13 protein-coding genes are annotated in these 19,292 nt (G+C 51.0%); 11 read left to right on the plus strand and 2 right to left on the minus strand.

Annotation, left to right across the window (positions count from 1 at the left end):
* Positions 1 to 466: 466 nt before the first annotated feature.
* The 4 genes from AC2215_RS16165 (at position 467) to AC2215_RS16180 (ending at position 7,337) form a co-directional block, all read left to right on the plus strand.
* Positions 467 to 1,696, plus strand: a complete 1,230-nt coding sequence (locus tag AC2215_RS16165; RefSeq protein ID WP_486811022.1) for a glycosyltransferase family 4 protein — start codon at positions 467 to 469, stop codon at positions 1,694 to 1,696.
* A gap of 128 nt (positions 1,697 to 1,824) precedes the next feature.
* Positions 1,825 to 3,672: an asparagine synthase-related protein gene (locus AC2215_RS16170; RefSeq protein WP_486811023.1), complete on the plus strand. Its 1,848-nt coding sequence runs from the start codon at positions 1,825 to 1,827 to the stop codon at positions 3,670 to 3,672.
* Positions 3,673 to 3,732: 60 nt separating this feature from the next.
* The gene (locus AC2215_RS16175) at positions 3,733 to 5,775 is read left to right on the plus strand and encodes an ABC transporter ATP-binding protein (protein WP_486811024.1); all 2,043 of its coding nucleotides are present in this window, start codon (positions 3,733 to 3,735) and stop codon (positions 5,773 to 5,775) included.
* Positions 5,776 to 6,101: 326 nt separating this feature from the next.
* On the plus strand, positions 6,102 to 7,337 hold the full coding sequence (locus AC2215_RS16180; RefSeq protein WP_486811025.1) for a glycosyltransferase family 4 protein: 1,236 nt from the start codon (positions 6,102 to 6,104) through the stop codon (positions 7,335 to 7,337).
* Positions 7,338 to 7,384: 47 nt separating this feature from the next.
* Here the strand turns inward: AC2215_RS16180 and ribBA are convergent, their stop codons facing one another.
* On the minus strand, positions 7,385 to 9,067 hold the full coding sequence (ribBA, locus tag AC2215_RS16185; RefSeq protein WP_486811026.1) for a bifunctional 3,4-dihydroxy-2-butanone-4-phosphate synthase/GTP cyclohydrolase II: 1,683 nt from the start codon (positions 9,065 to 9,067) through the stop codon (positions 7,385 to 7,387).
* A gap of 444 nt (positions 9,068 to 9,511) precedes the next feature.
* Between ribBA and AC2215_RS16190 the strand changes: the two genes are divergently transcribed.
* The gene (locus AC2215_RS16190; RefSeq protein WP_486811027.1) at positions 9,512 to 10,708 is read left to right on the plus strand and encodes an HhoA/HhoB/HtrA family serine endopeptidase; all 1,197 of its coding nucleotides are present in this window, start codon (positions 9,512 to 9,514) and stop codon (positions 10,706 to 10,708) included.
* 108 nt (positions 10,709 to 10,816) lie between these two features.
* On the opposite strand, the gene crtR is transcribed toward AC2215_RS16190, so the two are convergent.
* Positions 10,817 to 11,704, minus strand: coding sequence for a beta-carotene hydroxylase (crtR, locus tag AC2215_RS16195; protein ID WP_486811080.1), 888 nt, complete (start codon positions 11,702 to 11,704; stop codon positions 10,817 to 10,819).
* A gap of 471 nt (positions 11,705 to 12,175) precedes the next feature.
* On the opposite strand from crtR, the gene AC2215_RS16200 reads away from it, so the two are divergent.
* The 6 genes from AC2215_RS16200 to AC2215_RS16225 all read left to right on the plus strand — a co-directional run bounded on the left by AC2215_RS16200 (position 12,176) and on the right by AC2215_RS16225 (position 19,119).
* Positions 12,176 to 13,000, plus strand: a complete 825-nt coding sequence (locus AC2215_RS16200; RefSeq protein ID WP_486811028.1) for a COP23 domain-containing protein — start codon at positions 12,176 to 12,178, stop codon at positions 12,998 to 13,000.
* 270 nt (positions 13,001 to 13,270) lie between these two features.
* The gene (rimP, locus tag AC2215_RS16205; protein WP_486811029.1) at positions 13,271 to 13,729 is read left to right on the plus strand and encodes a ribosome maturation factor RimP; all 459 of its coding nucleotides are present in this window, start codon (positions 13,271 to 13,273) and stop codon (positions 13,727 to 13,729) included.
* A 109-nt stretch (positions 13,730 to 13,838) separates the two neighbouring features.
* On the plus strand, positions 13,839 to 15,185 hold the full coding sequence (gene nusA, locus AC2215_RS16210; protein ID WP_486811030.1) for a transcription termination factor NusA: 1,347 nt from the start codon (positions 13,839 to 13,841) through the stop codon (positions 15,183 to 15,185).
* The gene (locus AC2215_RS16215; protein WP_486811031.1) at positions 15,175 to 15,456 is read left to right on the plus strand and encodes a YlxR family protein; all 282 of its coding nucleotides are present in this window, start codon (positions 15,175 to 15,177) and stop codon (positions 15,454 to 15,456) included. Before nusA ends, AC2215_RS16215 begins: the two co-directional genes overlap by 11 nt.
* Positions 15,457 to 15,600: 144 nt before the next feature.
* Entirely contained in the window at positions 15,601 to 18,594 is a 2,994-nt protein-coding gene (infB, locus tag AC2215_RS16220) for a translation initiation factor IF-2 (RefSeq protein ID WP_486811032.1), read from the plus strand.
* Between the two features lie 252 nt (positions 18,595 to 18,846).
* Entirely contained in the window at positions 18,847 to 19,119 is a 273-nt protein-coding gene (locus AC2215_RS16225) for a hypothetical protein (protein ID WP_486811033.1), read from the plus strand.
* Positions 19,120 to 19,292: the final 173 nt, after the last annotated feature.

A 19,292-nucleotide genomic window follows, 5' to 3' on the forward strand; every position in this document is an offset into this window, starting at 1 on the left:
GCAACGATCCGAAAAATTCCAACGTCAAACGATTCAAAAATCGATCGCAATACGAGAAATCCCATGAGACTGGGTACTTCTACGAGAGCGATCGGTCGATCGAAATACAGCCGATCGAAATACAGCAGCATGCGGGTGAGGCTTAGACGGTGTGCGCCCTGTGCGCCCTGACTGAATGCAGCGATCGAAATCTTGAAATCCCGAGCCAATCTAGCTTTAGAGACGGGGTGTGGCACTCGTTCCCCCATCTGGGACTTTTGGTGAACTATAGTTGAGATGAGCATTCACCGCTCGGGGCATCGAACCAGGGATTCGGGGTCAGAACGGCTGTCATTCGTGGCGCGCGCGATCGGTCACTTCCTTTCTTTTCTTATCTTGACAAACACCGTCGATCGAGATAACCGTCAAGCCATCAGAAATTCCAACGCGATTCGAGTAATATCATCACCGTCCTTGCTAGATTTTCATGAAGTTTCAACAGCATCGATCGACCCCAAAAGTATCTATCCTCGTCAGCGACTTATCGAAAAGCGGTGCCGGACGATGGGGTGGAGCCGTTCGTACTTTTTTACTCGCTCGTGCGATTCAAAATCTGGGATATGACGTCGAAGTTTTAGGGTTTATTTTTGGCGACGAAGCGCCGGATTCCATCCCCCAAAATTTACCCTTTAAAACGGTTATCGGTCAAAACTATCCCCAATTCCTCGCGAGTGCTCGCCAAATTTTATCACAGATTGAAGGGGATATTCTTTACGCCCTGCGACCCAAACCAACAACATTCGGTCTCGCATTACTCAAAAAAATGCACACTCAGCGCCCTGTCATTTTAGACATTGATGACTGGGAATTGAGCTGGCACGGGGGAGACGATTGGAAATATCAACCCAGCCTGAAACAATTCGCCCGAGATCTCTTTAAACCCAATGGCGCTTTGCGATATCCCGACGCTCCTTTTTATCTGAAGTGGATGGAGAGTTTGGTCGGCAGGGCTGATGCAATCACCGTTCATACCGAGTTTTTGCAAAAACGCTTCGGTGGCGTTTACGTCCCCAATGGCAAAGATACCAGCCTCTTTGACCCCAGCCGGTACGATGCCGAAACCAGCAAACAGAAATACGGACTCTCGGAATATCGTATTTTAATGTTTCCCGGTGCGCCTCGACCCTATAAAGGGGTTGAAGATGTGTTGGTGGCACTCGATCGACTCGATTGCTCCGATCTGCGGTTGGCGATCGTCGGCGGCAGCCCTTACGATGACTACGATCGCCAACTGATGTCGCGTTGGGGACGCTGGATAATTAAGTTGCCCACCTGCCCGGTAGAACAGATGCCCGAGGTGGTTGCCGCAGCGGATATCGTCGTCGTTCCCCAGCGAGATGTACCGGCCGCGCGGGCGCAGTTTCCCCTGAAGCTGACGGACGCGATGGCGATGGCGAAACCCATTCTGGCAACTCGCGTTGGGGATATTCCAGCTATCATCGAGGATAGCGGTTTTCTCGTCGAACCGAGTTCCCCAGAACAAATTGCACAAAAAATTCAGTGGATTTTCGAGCATTTAGATCGTGCCCGAAAGCAAGGTTTAAAAGCTCGAGAACGATGCATCGAACGCTACAGCATTGATTCCATGTCTGAAATACTTGCCCCGATACTCAAGTTGTCAACAGCATCATCCAAAGTTGTCGCTAAAAGTATCTGAGCTAAGATAGATATGAATATTGAAAAATTTGTAAAAAAAATTATTAGTGTTGGATATTCTAGCACAACGTAAATTTTTTACTCAACATCAAAAATATATATTAAATAAATAGATTTAAAATAAATCTCATGCCTGGATTAATTGGATTTTCTAACGCAGCATTTTCTAATCGAAACGTCGATGGTATTTTAGCGCAGATGCAAAAGGCGATCGCCCATCGAGATTTTTATCGGCATGACGAGTTATTTAGCGATGATTCCGTCAGTGGAACCCGAACTCATCTCAATATCCTGCAACCGGAACCTCAACCCCACCATAGAGATGGTTACGTGGCTTGGTTGGATGGAGAATTTTACGATCGAGGAAATCAGCCACTCGATCGAGCAGAAATAAGCGATGCCGACTGGTTAATTAGTCAGTATCAAAAAAATCAAAATTTTGATTTTTTAAAAGCGATCGATGGTACGTATACGGCTGTTTTATACGATACCCACCAACAAAAGCTTCATTTAATTTCCGATCGCCACGGAATGCGACGTTTATATTGGACGGTGTATCGCAATTCTTTGGTTTGGACATCGGAACTCAAAGCACTTTTGGCGCTGCCGGGATACCAGCCGAAAATCGATCGGGCGGCGGTGGAGGATTTTTTAGGACTGCGGTATATTATCGGCGATCGCACCTGGTTTGAAGGGGTGGAACTGCTACCAGCAGCGACAGTGTTGACCTGGGATTTACAAGAACAGTCTTTCTTCAAGCAACGGTATTGGTGGTGGGATGAAATTGCCCCGATGACGGGAAGCTTCGATGAAGCCGAAATTATCGAAGAACTGGGACGAATTTTCATCGATGCCGTAGAGAAACGCTGCCGCCAGGGAGAACGAGTGGGGATTACCCTCAGCGGCGGTTTGGACTCCCGCGCGATTTTAGCGGCAATGCCGAATGGCAATTCGAGAGGCGATGGGAGAATTGAAGCCGTTACTTACGGACAAAAAAACTGCGACGATTTACGAATCGCCGAACGAGCAGCGCGTGTTAAAAAAGCGAACTTTTACCCGATCGAAATCGACGAAGAAAACTGGTTGCAATCGAGGATACAAACGGTTTGGGAAAGTGATTGCTCGTGCAGTCTCATCCACATGCAGTTTCTGTCGGCTTTGAGAGCAATTACCGATCGCAATTTGTTTGAGATTAACCTCCACGGTGCCTGGGGAGATGGGGTGAATGGGGGGCATTTTTTTGAGGCAGATCGGTTAGACTATTTCGTGCAACGACGATTGGGACTCGAGCGATTTTCCCGCTCGAGCGTTCACCGCGAATCGGTTCTGGCTCGGTTTGCCGATTATTTCGAGAAAATTGGTTTTTCGGCTCATATCCTCTCGATTGATAATCGAATGCGCTCGTTTACTTTTAAAGATATTCGCATCAGTTTAACAAACGGTTTAGAGTCGAGAACGCCATTTATTGATAATCGACTTCAGGAATTTTTATACGCTCTGCCCGACGCAATCGTGCGCGATTCTAATTTGTACCAAAAGATGCTACTCGATCGATTTCCTCAATTTTATCGATCGATTCCCTGGCAAACCACTGGCGAACCAATTGGTGCTTCCAATCTGACTCGAACACTGGGTAAAATTTCCCAAAAGGCGATCGGGAAAGTCGATGTAGCGTTCAACAAAGCGGGCGTTCCGATACAGTTATCCCATCGAAGTAAAAAAGTAAATCCCAATAAAGAGTTTGCCAATCCAGCCCATTGGATGAGACAAGAGCCCACGCGCGCAGTGTTCGATAAAATACTCAATAATCGGGCAGCTCTGTATCCAGAGTATCTCGATCGAGAACAAGTTAAACAAGACTGGAAGGAACATCTAAACGGTCGAAATTTAGCCGATCGCTTGAGTTTAACTATATCCTTAGAATTATGGTTACAACAGGTCTTTGAAAAACGATATCGGTCGAATTTTATCAGTTAAAAATAGCTTATTGTTCACGTTCGGAAATAGAATGTCATCCCACGCACGATTGATTAATCAATGTCATCAACAAGTCTCATTCTTAAGTTTGCTCTCAAACATCCATCACTCGTTATTCTGACGATTATTTTCGGGTTGTCAGGCGCTATATTTAATGGTATCGGAACGGCTTTAATCGTCCCCCTTTTATTGAGCTTTTTGGGACAATCCTTAGAATTGCCCGGAGGACCCCCCATCTTCCAGAAACTTTTATCTCAACTCGATCGCTTCTCTCCAGAATATCAACTTTTTTTAATGACGGCGGTGGTTCTGGCTGCCATTATTTTAAAAAATGCATCGATGTACGCCAATAACGTTTGTTCGGGGGCACTATCACAGGCATTGGTGCTGTCACTCCGGAAAGAGGCGATCGATTTAATTTTTCAAGTCGATCTGGATTTTTTTGCCAAGAACCGAACCGGTGATATTTTAAATCGAATTAATGCAGAAGTAGCTAGAACCAGCGCGGCAATTCGAGCTGGAGTGAGTCTAGTTTCTAACATATTAACTATTTCCGTACTGGTTATTTTCTTAGTTTTTATTTCTTGGCAGCTGACGATCGTATCGGTTTTTGTGCTGGGTTTTGTTGGCTTGGTCAACCAATATTTTGTGATTCGGGCGAGAAATTACGGGCAGTCGTTGTCGAAAAACTCCAGCAAAGCATCCGTAGCACTCCAGGAAATTTTAAACGGAATTCGTCTAATTAAAGCCACGGGCAACGAACAAACCGAATCCCAACAAATTAAAGATATTCTTAAAAAGCGAGAAGTCGCCGAATTTAAATCCCTGGCAAACTATGCAATTATCGCACCGGTAAATGAAATTACCGGACTTTTAACCTTTCTAGGCATTGTGGTTTTGGGGGGTAAGTTTTTATCGACTCAAATTGAGTCCTTATCTTCCGTTCTGCTCACCTATACAATTATTTTATTTCGCCTTCTTCCCTATATCGGTAAGTTAAATACCGATCGCTCTAAATTTTCCAATACCTCCCCCAGCGTTGAAATTTTGGCGGAGTTTTTGCAACGAGACAACAAACCCTTCATGCTCGATGGTTCGAGTCCCTATTCCCCCATGCAGGAGGGAATTCGCTTTGAAGGGGTATCCTTTCGCTATCCCGGCCACGAGGAATTCGTGCTTAAAGAGATCGATCTGTGGATTCCCAAAGGAACGACCATTGCGCTGGTGGGGGCATCCGGTGCGGGAAAATCCACTGTGGCCGACTTGCTACCGCGCTTCTACGACCCCACAGCCGGTCGCATCACCATCGACGGACGGGATTTACGGGAGTTCGATCTCAAATCCCTGCGCCGGTCGATGGGAATCGTCTCTCAAGATACCTATTTATTCAACACATCCTTGAAAGAAAATATTGCCTATTCTCGCGAGGAGGCCACGGAAGAAGACATTATTTATGCGGTCAAACAGGCGAATGCCTACGAATTTATCGTCCAACTTCCCGATGGGTTCGAGACTCAAGTGGGCGATCGCGGCGTGTTGCTGTCGGGGGGTCAGCGGCAGCGACTGGCTATTGCCCGCGCCCTCCTCTACAACCCGGATATTTTAATCTTAGATGAAGCCACCAGCGCCTTAGATACGGTGTCTGAAAAACTGGTACAGCAGGCGATCGAAATGTTAAGCCGCGATCGAACCACCTTAGTGATCGCCCATCGCCTCTCGACGATTCAAAATGCCGATTGTATTGCCGTCATGGATAAGGGCAAAGTGGTTGAATTGGGAACTCACAACGAGTTACTCGCCCAGGGTGGTTATTATGCCAATTTATATCAGGTGCAGTTTTCCACCGAAAGTCAAGATGCCATCGAAAAGGCGCGTTTGGAAACCCTGATGGATACCTCCTATGAAGTCAGAACTCGCCTCAACCCCACCATTGGCTTTTTAAATTTACTCGCGGACGATTTGCTTGATTCCTATGAAGAACGAAAAGAAATTCTCGCTGAGGCTTACGAGTCAGCCGTTCGCCTGCTCAAAACATTACAGTATCTTGAAGATACGGCAAAAGAGAGAGAAAGAAAAACGAAAGAAAATCGAGAAAAATTATAGGCAGTTGGGATGGGCAATCGGTTTGACTTATGTACCGCTGGCTTGGGGAACCAACCAACAGCGTAAGCTTCCGATGGCTTCCCGCACAAATAAATCAGCACCAGCATCCTCTGACCTCCCGCACAAATAAACAGCGTAAACTTCCGATGACTTTCCCCTTAAGAAGGGGAGGCAGTCCGGTCTTGGGGTCCCCCCAAGTGGAGGAACTGCCGTGGACGGGAGGGGGATCTCTTTAAGCGACTGAATTCTGACATTTTCTCAACCTGATTTTCCATTCCCGAAATTACAAAATCGATCGTCCCAGCGCCGACTGCAAGATCTTAAAAATGCAGAAATACTATACCTTTTTCCTTCGAGATACCCTGCCCAAATCCGAAGCCCACATCGGTCAAGTGGTTCAATCGGCCAATGCTGCTGCGAATTTAGGATTTCGAGTCCTTCTCCTCTATTTAAAAAAAGGATGGGATACAGCCCGACCCCTCGATTGGATCGCCCCCTTTCAACCCGTCAAACCCGATCGCATCTTAGCCAGTTTTTATAACATTCAAGATCGTCTCGAAGTCTTACCCCTATCGATGCCCTGGCCCGTCGATACCATTCCGAGTAAATACACCAGTTCCAGTACTCTTGTTTGTAAATACTATCTCCCGGTTCATTTGCGCCATCGGATGCAAATCGTTCAAAGCCGAGATTGGAACTTCATCAAAGCGGCGGTGCAAAATGGCATTCCAGCCATTTACGAATACCACCACATCGAACGGAAAAAATTTGAACCGGAAATTGTCAATCATCCCCTCTTCCAAGCCGCCGTTACCGTTGCCGATTCCGTGTTAGAAAACCTGATTGAAAATGGGATGCCGCCGAAAAAAGCGATAAAACTCCACAATGGATTCAGTCAGCTTTTCTTGGCAAGACATTCCCAACAAGCGCGGGAATGGCGGCAAACGTTAATCTCGGGCGATCGCACTCACCTGGTGGTTTACGCCGGCAGCTTGTACAAATTTAAAGGCATTGACTTACTCATCGAAGCCGCCAAAGATCTGCCCCACGTTCAATTTGCCCTTGCTGGCGGTCCGGACTCTCAAATTCAAGCCTACCGACAGACAATCGAACAGCAGCAAATCGACAACGTCACCCTGGTGGGATGTTTGCCTCAGTCTCAGCTTGCCGAACTGTTGCAAGCGGCCGATGCCTTAGTCAATCCTCATCTATCTGGAGAAGCGGCGAACTTTACATCCCCCCTCAAGTTATTCGATTATATGGCTGCCGGCAAACCGATCGTTGCCAGCAAAATTCCTCCCCTGAAAGAGTTCGAGTCGTCTCCCCTCATTGCGGGGTGGTGCGAACCCGACGACCCCGTCGCCTTTTCTGCCTGCTTGCAGGGGGTTCTCGATCGCTATCCCAACTGGAACGAAGCCTCAATTCACCCTCCCGACTTAATTGAGGAATTTTCCTGGGAACGCCGGATTGCTAAAATTCTCGATCGAGTGGATGCCTCCCTGCGTCCGATTGGGGATGTACGGAAAAATCATGTACCGACCGTAGGGGTCAAAGCCTCTTGACCCCTACCCGTATTTTTGACGTACGAACTTGCTAAGACCTTTACCCGTCAGTGTTGAGTCATCCAACAGTAAATCTTCTGGGTTTCGAGACTTTCGCAGATCGATGAGGGCAACTGACCTGCTTCTAGAGGAAGTCGATCGAGTTGGACTTTCAAGCTCGTCAGGGGATCCTTACCTTTCGAGACCAAAAACTCGAATTTTTCTAGGCAATCCCAACTTGCCAAATCGTCGAGAATTTGAGCGATCGCCTTCACGTAGGGATGCTGGGTCTCTTCAAACCAACCCGGTTCGGCTAAATCCGGCTGATCGAAGCCCAGGTGAATGGTCAGAGACGGTTCGCCAAACAGAGCTACCCGCACCGGACGGGTTTCTTCCTGAACCAACAAATGCCGATCTTTGGCTAAACGTCGCAGTTTTTCCAAGCGCCCGTAGCGTTCCGTGACGGGGGGTTCGTCTTTCCAGTGGACGGCTAAGGTAACCAGATAGGTTTGCAGCAGCATGTGTCCGAGTTTCTGCGCCTTCGTCGCCAGATAGGTGGAGTTGTAATCGTTGGCTTCAATGAGCAACGGAACCCGATCGACCACTTCAATCCCGTATCCTCGCAATCCCGCAATTTTACGCGGGTTGTTGGTAATCAAACAAATCTTTTTCACGCCCAAATCGTTGAGCATTTGCGCCCCCACGCCGTAGTTGCGCAAGTCGGCCGGGAAACCCAGACGTTCGTTGGCTTCGACGGTATCGAGTCCCATATCCTGGAGGGAATAAGCCTTGAGCTTGTTAATCAAACCGATCCCGCGCCCTTCCTGACGCAGGTAAACGACAATCCCCATACCCCGCTGTTGGATCATCTTCAACGCCGCCTGAAGCTGCATCTGGCAGTCGCAGCGTAGGGAACCGAGGGCATCCCCCGTCAGACATTCCGAGTGTACCCGCACCATCACCGAGCGATCGGCAAATTCGGCCGGATCGCCTTTGACGATCGCCACGTGTTCCTTATTATCGAGCAGGTTCCGGTAGGCGTAAATCTCGAATTCTCCGTACTGGGAGGGCAGTTTGGCGATGGTTTCCCGTTTGATAAATCGCTCGTTTTGCAGGCGATAGCTAATCAAATCGGCAATGCTAATAATTTTCAGCTGGTGCTTATGGGCGTACTCGATTAACTCCGGCAACCGCGCCATCGAACCATCGGGGTTCTGAATTTCGCAAATTACCCCAGCCGGTTGCAGTCCGGCGAGTTTCGCTAAATCCACAGCCGCTTCGGTATGACCGGCCCGTTTGAGAACCCCGCCCCCATGGGCGCGCAGGGGAAAGATATGACCGGGACGAGTCAGGTCTGCGGGTTGGGTGTCCGGAGCGATCGCCACTTGGATGGTGCGGGCGCGATCGTCGGCGGAGATTCCCGTGGTCACCCCCAGATGAGGCGCAGCATCGATACTGACAGTAAATGCGGTTTGGTCGGGGGCGGTATTGTTGGTGACCATCAACGGCAGATCGAGCGCGTCTAAACGTTCGGCATCCATCGCCAGACAAATTAGACCTCTGGCTTCCACGGCCATGAAGTTAATGCTATCGGGGGTGACGAACTGGGCCGCACAAATTAGATCGCCCTCATTTTCCCGATTTTCATCATCGACAACCACGATCGTGCGTCCGGCTTTGATTTCAGAGATCGCAGATTCGACGGAGTCAAATTGGAAAGATCGAACGGAAGGGGATTGAGAGGATTCCACAGAGCGATGGGAGTGAGTCAACACGGGAGCGATCGGTACAACCGAGGAGAAAGAACGAAAGTTCGTTAATTTTTCGGGGGCGTAAACTTTCTTTAAGATTATCTCATAATCGACCGTTCTTTGCTCGAAACCTTCTCGACACCTTCAAGAGTGGGGAAATTTCGATTCCTTTGGGTACGTCTTCCACACCTGGCTAAGACCCGAAAAACTGTCAAAATGGATAAGTATCTCCTTGTAGCTCGAGCTGCTATGTTTGTCAAGTTCGCAGCGCGAAAAAGCCCGACATCGCGATCCTCGTTCCAGCAATGACCACAGAGTGAAACGTCTGATTCTTTCAGGTGTCTTTCCGATCTTGGAAAAGGCAGGTCGCCGGTAAAAATCGATCTCGATCGGGCTTGCTGGGGAGTTTCTCCGATCTTTTTGTTTCTTTTGTTTTTGACCGTTATGGGTTTTTTCAGATTTACTCGTTTCGATCGCCAAGTTGCCACGCACGCGATCGCTCTGATTTTAGGAGCCTTTGTTACTTTTGGCAGCCTACAAATTTGGTCGAATCCAGCGGCGGCTGTTGAAGCGCGGCCACAAATTGCCCAAGCATTACCGGGGGAAATCTCCCCCACCTCTAGTCGCAGTTTCGTCACCGCAGCCGTCAATCGGGTGGGGATGGCGGTGGTGCGCATCGATACCGAACGCACCGTCACCCGCGATCTCGATCCGTTCCTCGACGATCCCTTTTTTCGGCGCTTTTTCGGGGAGGACTTCGAGCCGGAGTTTCCCCGCGAACAGCTTCAGCGCGGTCAAGGCTCGGGTTTTATTATCGACGATAGCGGAACGATCGTCACCAACGCCCACGTTGTCGATCGTGCCGATCGGGTAACGGTCACCCTCAAAGACGGACGCACCTTTGAAGGGGAAGTACGCGGCACCGACACGGTCACGGATTTGGCGGTGGTGAAGATTGAGGGAGATCGATTGCCCGTTGCTCCCTTGGGAGATTCTTCTCAAATTCAGGTGGGAGACTGGGCGATCGCTGTGGGGAACCCGTTGGGACTCGACAATACGGTCACCCTGGGCATCGTCAGTACCCTGGGTCGTTCGAGCGTTCAGGTTGGAGTTCCCGATAAGCGTTTGGATTTCATTCAAACTGATGCGGCCATCAACCCCGGAAACTCTGGGGGACCGCTACTCAACGATCTCGGACAGGTGATTGGGATTAATACCGCCATTCGACCGGATGCCATGGGAATCGGGTTTGCTATCCCGATCGATACTGCTAAGCCGATCGCCGACCAACTGGCGAAAGGTCAATCCGTAGCTCATCCTTTTGTGGGCATCGAGATGCGCAGCATTACCCCCTCGGAAGCCGCCCAACTCAATAACGATCCCAATGCTCTTTTCCAAGTGCCTGAAATCGATGGCGTGCTGGTGGTACGGGTTTTAACCAACACTCCGGCCGCCGAAGCGGGGATTCGTCGCGGCGATGTCATTTTTGAAATCGACGGCGAATCGGTCACTAGCGCCCAACAGCTACAGCGATTGGTGGAACGTAGCGGCGTGGGTAAAGTGCTGAAGTTCAAACTCCAACGGGGCGATCGAACGGAGCAAATCTCCGTGCGCACTGGAGAGATGAGACAAGCTCAGTAAGGTTTGGGAGTGGGGGCAACGATCGCTTCGGGGGAGTCAGAGGCGAGTGAGGCTAAACGTTCTCTGGTTTCTCCCGATGCTCCCAATTCTCCCGATGCTCCCAATTTCCTAAGACGATTCGTGTTTGTGAAAGCGAATGCCTAAGAAAACATCGTAGACAAAGTTAAAGAAGTTTTTGCCTCCTTGAAAGATGCCCAGAGATTGAGGAGAGCCTTTGGCATCGAGTAAGGGTTTGGTGGCGCGATAGGCACTTTGGTAGGCATACCAGGGAATAGAAGGCCACAGGTGATGGATGAGGTGGTAGTTTTGCCCCAAAATCATCACGTTAAGAATCGGGCTGGGGTAAACTCGGGCGTTTTTCCAGCGATCGCGTTCCTGGAAGGGACGGTGGGGGAGATAGTCAAAAAACAGACCCAGTGCCAATCCCACGACTAACGCGGGGGCAAACCAGAAGTTGAGAATGTAATGTAAAAAGCCCAGTTGCACCGACAGATAAATCAGGGTGGCGACGAACAAGCGGCTGAGAAACCATTCGAGGAGTTCGTATTTGCGCCACAACTGCCGCTTGAAAAAGAAAATCTCGTGATAGAAGAACCGAGCGGCAATCAGCCACAGGGGACCGCCCGTCGAGACAAAATGATCGGGGTCGTTTTCGGGATCGTTAACGTGAGCGTGATGCTGCAGGTGAACTCGGGTAAACACCGGAAAAGCAAAGCCAAGAATCAGGGCGCTGCCATGTCCCATCAGAGCGTTGACGACTTTGTTGCGATGGGCGACGTTGTGACAGGCATCGTGAATCACGGTTCCGGCCATGTGCAACGCCAGCACGTTCATGATGAAACAGCTCCAATGCCACCAACCCCAGCACCAATAGCCGATTGTGGAAAATGTCAGTACGGCGATCGCCCCAACAAACAATAGCAGGGTGGGATTGAAATCTCCGGGGGGACCTAGAAATTCTTTGGGAACAGTCAGTGGCTTGCGCGCCTCAGATATCACAGTCTCAGCTCCTTTGTTTTTATCTTGACCTTCGTCAATAAATTGTAAATTTTTGTGAATCTTTATGAAAGGGTTGATTTCGGTCAATGCAACTTACTCGTGCCATTTTGGGGGAAATTGGCCGGGGGAAGCGCGGGCTTTCTTAACCATTTCAGATAAGAATCTTAATAAAATATATCAAAGTGTCGAGCTTTGACTGACAAATTTGAACGATCGAGTCAATTTTGCTCGTTTTGAGGGGAACTTTTTGAAATTCGCAACCGTCTCTTGGAGCTGAGCGTATCTGTCCCAAAAGTAAGGAAACAACCGAACGGACACCCGGAGTGCTTCCCATCCAATTCGGAAAAGCGCTCGAGCGGGTGGTCATCCGGCAAGGCTTGCCCAACTCACGATCTCGACCCAACACTTCGATCTGTCGGTCAGTCCGTCTCGCAGCTCTGATTGCCTAGTAGGGAGTACGTTATCACCATGTCAGCACCCTCTTTCAAACCCCATCAAAGATCGAGTTCGACCTTCCCCCAAAAATCAATTGGGGGGTCTCGAAGCGTCGGTCTTGCCTCGTTTTTAATGGCGGCATTTTTCTTCGGAATCCTGCCGGCTAACGCCAAAATATCTCCAGATGGGGAAGGAACCTCTCAGTACGCTCAAGTTCCAGACCGCCCTGAAGAAACTTCCAGACCAGAGACAGACACCCCAGAGGAGGCGCGCTTTTCCTGCGCCTTCGTCGACGGAGAGTATACGGTCATGTACCACCCCCAAAGTCAACCCGGTCAATCCTATGCCTGGGCCAAACCGACGGCGTTGGGTGGGGGATGGACTCGAGAACGTCGCTGCAACGAAATCGCCCGTCGCTTGGAATTCTACCGTCCCGATGGTTTGGTGGAATTGGGGACGAGTATTGAAAACGAATACGACATCATCTGCGTCACCACCCAAGCCGACAGCAGTTGCCGCATCGTTCTGACGGTTCCACCAGGTCAAGACCCTCAACAGACCCGCGATCTCGTGTTCGAAAATATCGTTACCGCCGATAGCGGTCAGTCTACTGCGGCGGTCAGTGCCTTGACGGCGAGTGGGGAGGAACTAGATTTACTCGAAGAAATCTTGGGCGAGGAGGCGTTGGGCTTCGATTGGTCCGATGTCGACGGCGTCCGGCGCAATCCATCGAGTCGGATTAACCTCCAGCCATTTCTCGATGCGACCGATGGCGGTACGGGAGAAATGCTCGAAGGGGGGATTTCCATGCCGTCCGATTCCATTAATCCTAAATTGAATCCGGAAAATTTCCGCTGATGGCGATCGGGTCGATTTCGCCACCGAACCGGTGAAACGATGGGAGGATTCTATGCCGTGTGCTAAACTGTTTATTTAGTGCCTTGCCTCCTCCCATGGAAATCGCCCGTGGAAGTAGAGCGAGGTCAACCTGCGGGCATAGATAAAAAAGATTGGAAAAATTACCGATCGCTTGCAAAAAGCAGTCGAGTTGGGTAAATTTCCTTCTCAATAATATCTGTCGCCTAGTTGTGTGGGAGTGGGTTATCCCCCCCTTTTTTTATTGCCGATATGACTCATCCTCTAATCCCCAAAATCATTGACTTGGCCACACCTGTTGCCCGGGAGTTGGGCTTGGAATTAGTCGGTGCTGTCTTCCAAACCCACTACTCTCCTCCCGTCCTGCGGGTTGACGTTCGCAATGCACAAGCCGGTACGAGCTTGGAAGATTGCGAAAAGATGAGTCGATCGCTAGAAGCCACGTTAGATGCTGCCGAGCTAATTCCCGATGCCTACGTGTTAGAGGTATCGAGTCCGGGAATCTCGCGGCAGCTGAGTGCCGATCGAGAATTTAGAGCCTTTAAAGGATTTACCGTAACCGTCAAAACCGAGGAACCCATTGACGGTCAGCAACAATGGGAGGGTCAACTCGTCAAGCGCGACGACAATGCCGTGTATATCAATCGTAAAGGTCGTCCGATCGCCATTCCTCGCGCTCTGGTTGCAGAAGTTCAGCTGAGCGATCCGTAGTCCGAGCCAGAAGACCCAGAAAACTAGCCACCCATGCGATCGCCCCTTTGAAACCGCCATCCGTAATGGCGACACTCAACGCCAAAATTCATCCTCAAGAACTAGTCCTATGTCCATGGTGAAACTCCCCGGTTTGGGGTCGTTAATCGACAGTATCAGCCAAGAGAGAAACTTACCCAAACAATCCGTTCAAGCCGCATTACGAGAAGCACTCCTCAAAGGATACGAGCGCTTTCGTCGCACTCAGCGCATGGATAGCACTCAATTTGACGAACACTATTTCGATAACTTCGAGGTAGAACTCGACGTGGAAGAAGAAGGATTTCGCGTCCTGGCCACCAAATCGATCGTGGAAGAGATCTCCACTCCAGACCACGAAATTTCCTTACGGGAAGTGCAAGAAGTCGCCGCCGAAGCCCAACTCGGCGATACTGTGGTGCTAGATGTCACCCCCGATAAAGTCGATTTCGGGCGCATGGCCGCCATCCAAACCAAACAAGTCCTCGCCCAAAAGCTGCGAGACCAGCAGCGCAAGCTGATCCAAGAAGAGTTCCAAGACCTTGAAGGTACGGTCCTCCAAGCTCGCGTGCTGCGGTTCGAGCGCCAATCGGTGGTGATGGCCGTCAGCAGTGGATTCGGTCAACCGGAAGTGGAAGCCGAACTCCCCAAGCGAGAACAACTGCCTAACGATAACTACCGCGCCAACGCCACCTTCAAGGTGTACTTGAAAAAGGTGTGTGCCGGACCGCAGCGGGGGCCGCAACTTTTGGTCTCCCGTGCCGATGCCGGACTCGTCGTGTATTTATTTGACAACGAAGTCCCAGAAATACAAGATGAGGTGGTGCGGATCGTTGCTGTCGCCCGAGAAGCCAATCCCCCTTCGCGCTACGTGGGTCCGAGAACCAAAATTGCTGTCGATACCCTAGAGCGAGAAGTCGATCCCGTCGGTGCGTGTATCGGGGCGCGGGGATCGCGGATTCAGGTGGTGGTGAACGAACTGCGCGGGGAAAAAATCGACGTGATTCGCTGGTCTCCCGATCCGTCGACTTATATCTCCAACGCTTTGAGTCCCGCACGGGTCGATCGGGTGTGCCTCGTCGATCCCGAAGCCCGTCAAGCCCACGTCCTGGTGCCGGAGAACCAACTGAGTTTGGCGATCGGCAAAGAGGGACAAAACGTTCGTCTGGCCGCTCGTTTAACGGGTTGGAAAATCGATATTAAAGATAGCGCCAAGTACGAACCTCCCACCGAGGAACCCCCCATCGAGGAACTTCAATCGGAAGAACCGATTTCTGAGAGCCTACCCCCAGAAATCGAGTCAGACATTGAAGACGATCCATCCCCCGACACCGAGCCGGAATTCGTCGATTCGATCGGCGAAGAAACCGATGCGGACGTGCCCGAAGATGAGTTTGAACCCACCGTCACCCCATTGCCCCAGGAGGATGAAACCTAACTACCGACGATGCGTAAGTTGTCGCAAAGTTGACGATCGCGAGACTTTCTGGCGCGTTGTCCGGCTCCATCCATCCCATCAGCTACAATTAGACAAAGGGATGGGGCGTTCGGCATACATCTGTGCCCGGGCAGAGTGCCTGAAAATCGCTCAGAAAAAAAATCGACTGGGGAATGCCCTGAAAGTCACTATCCCCCCTCAACTGTACCAAACCTTATGGCAGCGTCTAGCGCCGAAAGAAGATGGGGAATCAAGTCTAGGGCATCCGTGAAGAAAAGGTGTTCGGTCTGGAGCGATCGAGCGTTGGCCTAACGTCAGCTTCCGCTCGACCCCAAACTTAAATCGCTTTCATTTCAACCCCAGTGTCCAACACCCAGTTCCCGAGTCCTATTTTTCCCCAAAGAGGTCAGAGTGGATGAGCAACGGCAAAGTCAGAATTTACGATTTATCAAACGAACTCGAGCTAAAAAACAAAGATGTCTTAACAATCTGCGAGAAACTCAGCATCGCAGCGAAAAGTCATAGTAGTACAATTACAGCAGATGAAGCCGATCGCATTCGGTCGGCGGCCGCTCGTATTCCCTCTTCAACCAGCGTGAAGCCAAAAAAAATCCCGAACAAACGCCCGAAAGCTCCAGAAAAACCGCAAATTTTGGAAGTCAAATCTCATTCTCCTCGTTCGGCAAATTCCGCGCCCACTGCGCCTTCGCCCAAACCTCCCGTGGCTCGACCCACTCCACCCTCCCTCGAGCCTCCCGTCCGAGAGACACCTAATTCCTCTCCAATTGCTGACAGCCAGAGAGAAACGGCGAGCGTGCCGACAGTCGACGCGGCACCGCCTAGCTCTCCCCCCCCTGTTGCCCCCAAGCCCGTCCCACAAGCTAAAGAAGCCGATGACGACGAGGTGGCATTGCTCAAGCCGCCGACGCGACCGAAGGCAACGCGACCAGTCGATCGAGGACAAAAAACACAGGAGCAACCCGCTCCAAGTCGTCCGGTTCCTAGACCCCAAAAGACCGTTCGCCCCAGCTCCGATGGGAGCGATCGTCCTCAAGAAAAAGAGGTTGCCCCCGTACAAAGCGCAGCCAAACTCGATAAGCCCAGACCGAAGCTACCCACCAAACCCAAACCGGCAACCGAAACCGCATCACCGGCGGCAAAACTGCCTAAATTGCAGCGACCGCAGCAAATTGTCCGGGTTAATACGACGGAGGCGGCAAGTGAGGATACAACCGCCGACGAAAAATTAAATACTCCAGAGATCGAAGATCCCATTCTGAAAGCGAAACCCACCCGCCCGGCCAAGCGAGTGGAGAAAAAGCGCAAAGAAGAGGAGGACGACGTTCAAGAGTTACTCAACAAGAACGCCAACAAGAACAAGCGCGGGCGGAGGCTCAAGCCTATTGACGACGATGATGACGATCTCGATACGGAACTGTTGGCAAACTCGGTATCCTCAGCCCAGGTCAGCCTCTCCATTGCCCGTCCGCCCAAAGCGGTAACCTCTAAACCTGCAGCGGCAGTGACCAGTGGCGTCAAAGCCAAGAAACCCCCCTCTCGGGATAATAATTCCTCTCGGGGCAATCGCAACAATCGACGCAACAGCGAACCGAAAGTCGAACGTCCGGAGTTGTTGGAAATTGCCGACAATATGACCGTTCAAGAGCTAGCAAACGCTCTAGCGGTCGCCGATACGGAAATTGTCAAACGCCTCTTTATGAAAGGGATCGCCGTCAACGTCACCCAAACTCTGGATGTGGCTACGGCGACCTTGGTGGCCGAAGAGTTGGGCGTGCTCGTCGAAACCCCCAAAGCCAAATCGGAAGCCCGAAAAGGCACGGACATGATCGACGAGAAAGATTTGGAGAACCTCCAAGATCGTCCCCCGGTGGTGACGATTATGGGACACGTCGATCACGGGAAAACCACCTTGCTCGATACCATTCGTCAAACGAAGGTCGCTCAGGGAGAAGCTGGGGGGATTACCCAGCACACCGGTGCCTATCACGTCGACGTTCCCCGAGAAGATGGCAGCACCCAGCAGATCGTCTTCCTGGATACTCCCGGTCACCAAGCCTTTACCAAGATGCGGGCGCGGGGGGCGCGGGTCACGGATATTGCCATTCTCGTGGTGGCTGCCGATGACGGGGTTCAGCCTCAGACCATCGAAGCGATCGACCACGCTAAAGCGGCAGAAGTGCCGATTGTGGTGGCGATTAACAAAATCGATAAAGAGGAAGCTCAACCCGATCGCATCAAGCAGGAATTGATGGAACACGGTCTGGTTCCCGAAGAATGGGGCGGTGAGACCATCATGGTTCCCGTGAGTGCCATTCAGGGTGAGAACCTCGATAACCTGCTCGAGATGATCTTGCTCGTGGCTGATGTGGAAGAACTCTCGGCTAATCCCGATCGACCCGCCAAAGGAACGGTCATCGAAGCCCATTTGGATAAAGCCCGAGGCTCGGTGGCGACCCTATTGGTGCAAAATGGAACCCTGCGCGTCGGCGATGTCCTCGTGGCCGGTTCCGTGTTCGGAAAAGTGAAAGCGATGATGGACGATCGCGGCGAACGGGTCGAGGAAGCCACACCCTCCTTTGCCGTAGAAGTCCTCGGCATGAACGAAGTCCCGGCCGCTGGGGACGTGTTCGACGTGTACTTGAACGAGAAAGAAGCGCGGACGCTCGCCGACCGAGAAGCGGATAAACAACGTCAAGCTCGCCTGATTACCAAGCCCGGACGGACTGTCAGTCTCAACAGCCTCTCGGAAGCCAAACGACAGGGCGAACTCAAAGAACTCAACCTGATTCTCAAAGCCGACGTTCAAGGGTCTCTCGAGGCGATCGTCGGTTCCTTGCAGCAGTTGCCTCAAGATGAAGTTCAGTTGCGAGTCCTGATGGCCGCTCCGGGAGAAGTCACCGAAACCGATGTGGATTTAGCCGCCGCCAGTGCTGCCGTGATTATTGGTTTTAACACCACCTTTGCCAGCGGAGCGCGACAAGCCGCAGAAAATGAAGGAGTGGACGTACGCGAGTACAGCGTGATTTACCGACTGCTCGACGATATCCAAGGGGCCATGGAAGGTCTGCTCGATCCCGAGTTGGTTGAAGAACCTCTGGGTCAGGCGGAAGTTCGAGCTGTATTTTCCATCGGTCGCGGCACGGTTGCTGGCTGCTACGTTCAGTCGGGTCAGCTGGTTCGCAACTGCAAAGTGCGAGTTCTGCGCGGGAGTCAAGTGATTCATGAAAGTATTCTCGACTCTCTCAAACGGGTGAAAGACGATGTCAAGGAAGTCAACTCGGGCTATGAGTGCGGCATCGGTCTTCAAAGCTTTAATGATTGGGTCGAAGGAGATACGATTTCAGCCTATCGCATGGTTACGAAACGGCGTACGTTGGCAGTGCGATAAGGAATTCTCAAATCATGAAGAGTTCCAACGGGGGGAGTTTGCGAACTTCCCCCTTTTTATTTGTAATGTCGGTAATCCCCGATCGATCGCGATAGCATAATTCAAACAGAAGCGCTACGATCGAAATCGTCCAAAAATATCCGTGAAATCACGTAGAAAAGTTTGAGCGATCGCTGAGTTATCGCTCAAAAACAATGAAGATAGAATTATTCGGTTCTTTTTCTTTCTGGCGCGTGTCGAACTGCTCTAATCATGTTGACTCAAGAATTATCCCTCACCACCGCAGATTCTGCTGACTCGATTGCCGATTCTCTCCACGATCCTAGACGGCAAGCGATCGTTAAAGTTGTCAAAAAGCAGAATCGATTCCTCACGGGTAATCGTCCGTTTGCGCGCCTCTCAACCTATTGGAAATCTCGCCTGGGTTGCGAAGATCGAATTACAGATTGTCCCAACTGCCCTTTTGCCAATTTATGCGAGAAACAAGGAGAGTGGCACCAGCCTCCAGTTGCCCTGGCTCGATAATCCCCTACGGTCGAGCGCTATGGCTGTATTCTTTTTGCGCGCGGACTGGGTGCGGACATTTCCACAGATCGGATGGTTGTGAAGGCGGCTGAATGCGATCGTAGAATTCTCCATCGACTCGCGAGCAATTCCGACGGAGTCCACAAAAAATCCTCCGCCCGAAAGCAGAGGAT

This window comes from Zarconia sp. (genome assembly GCF_057467645.1).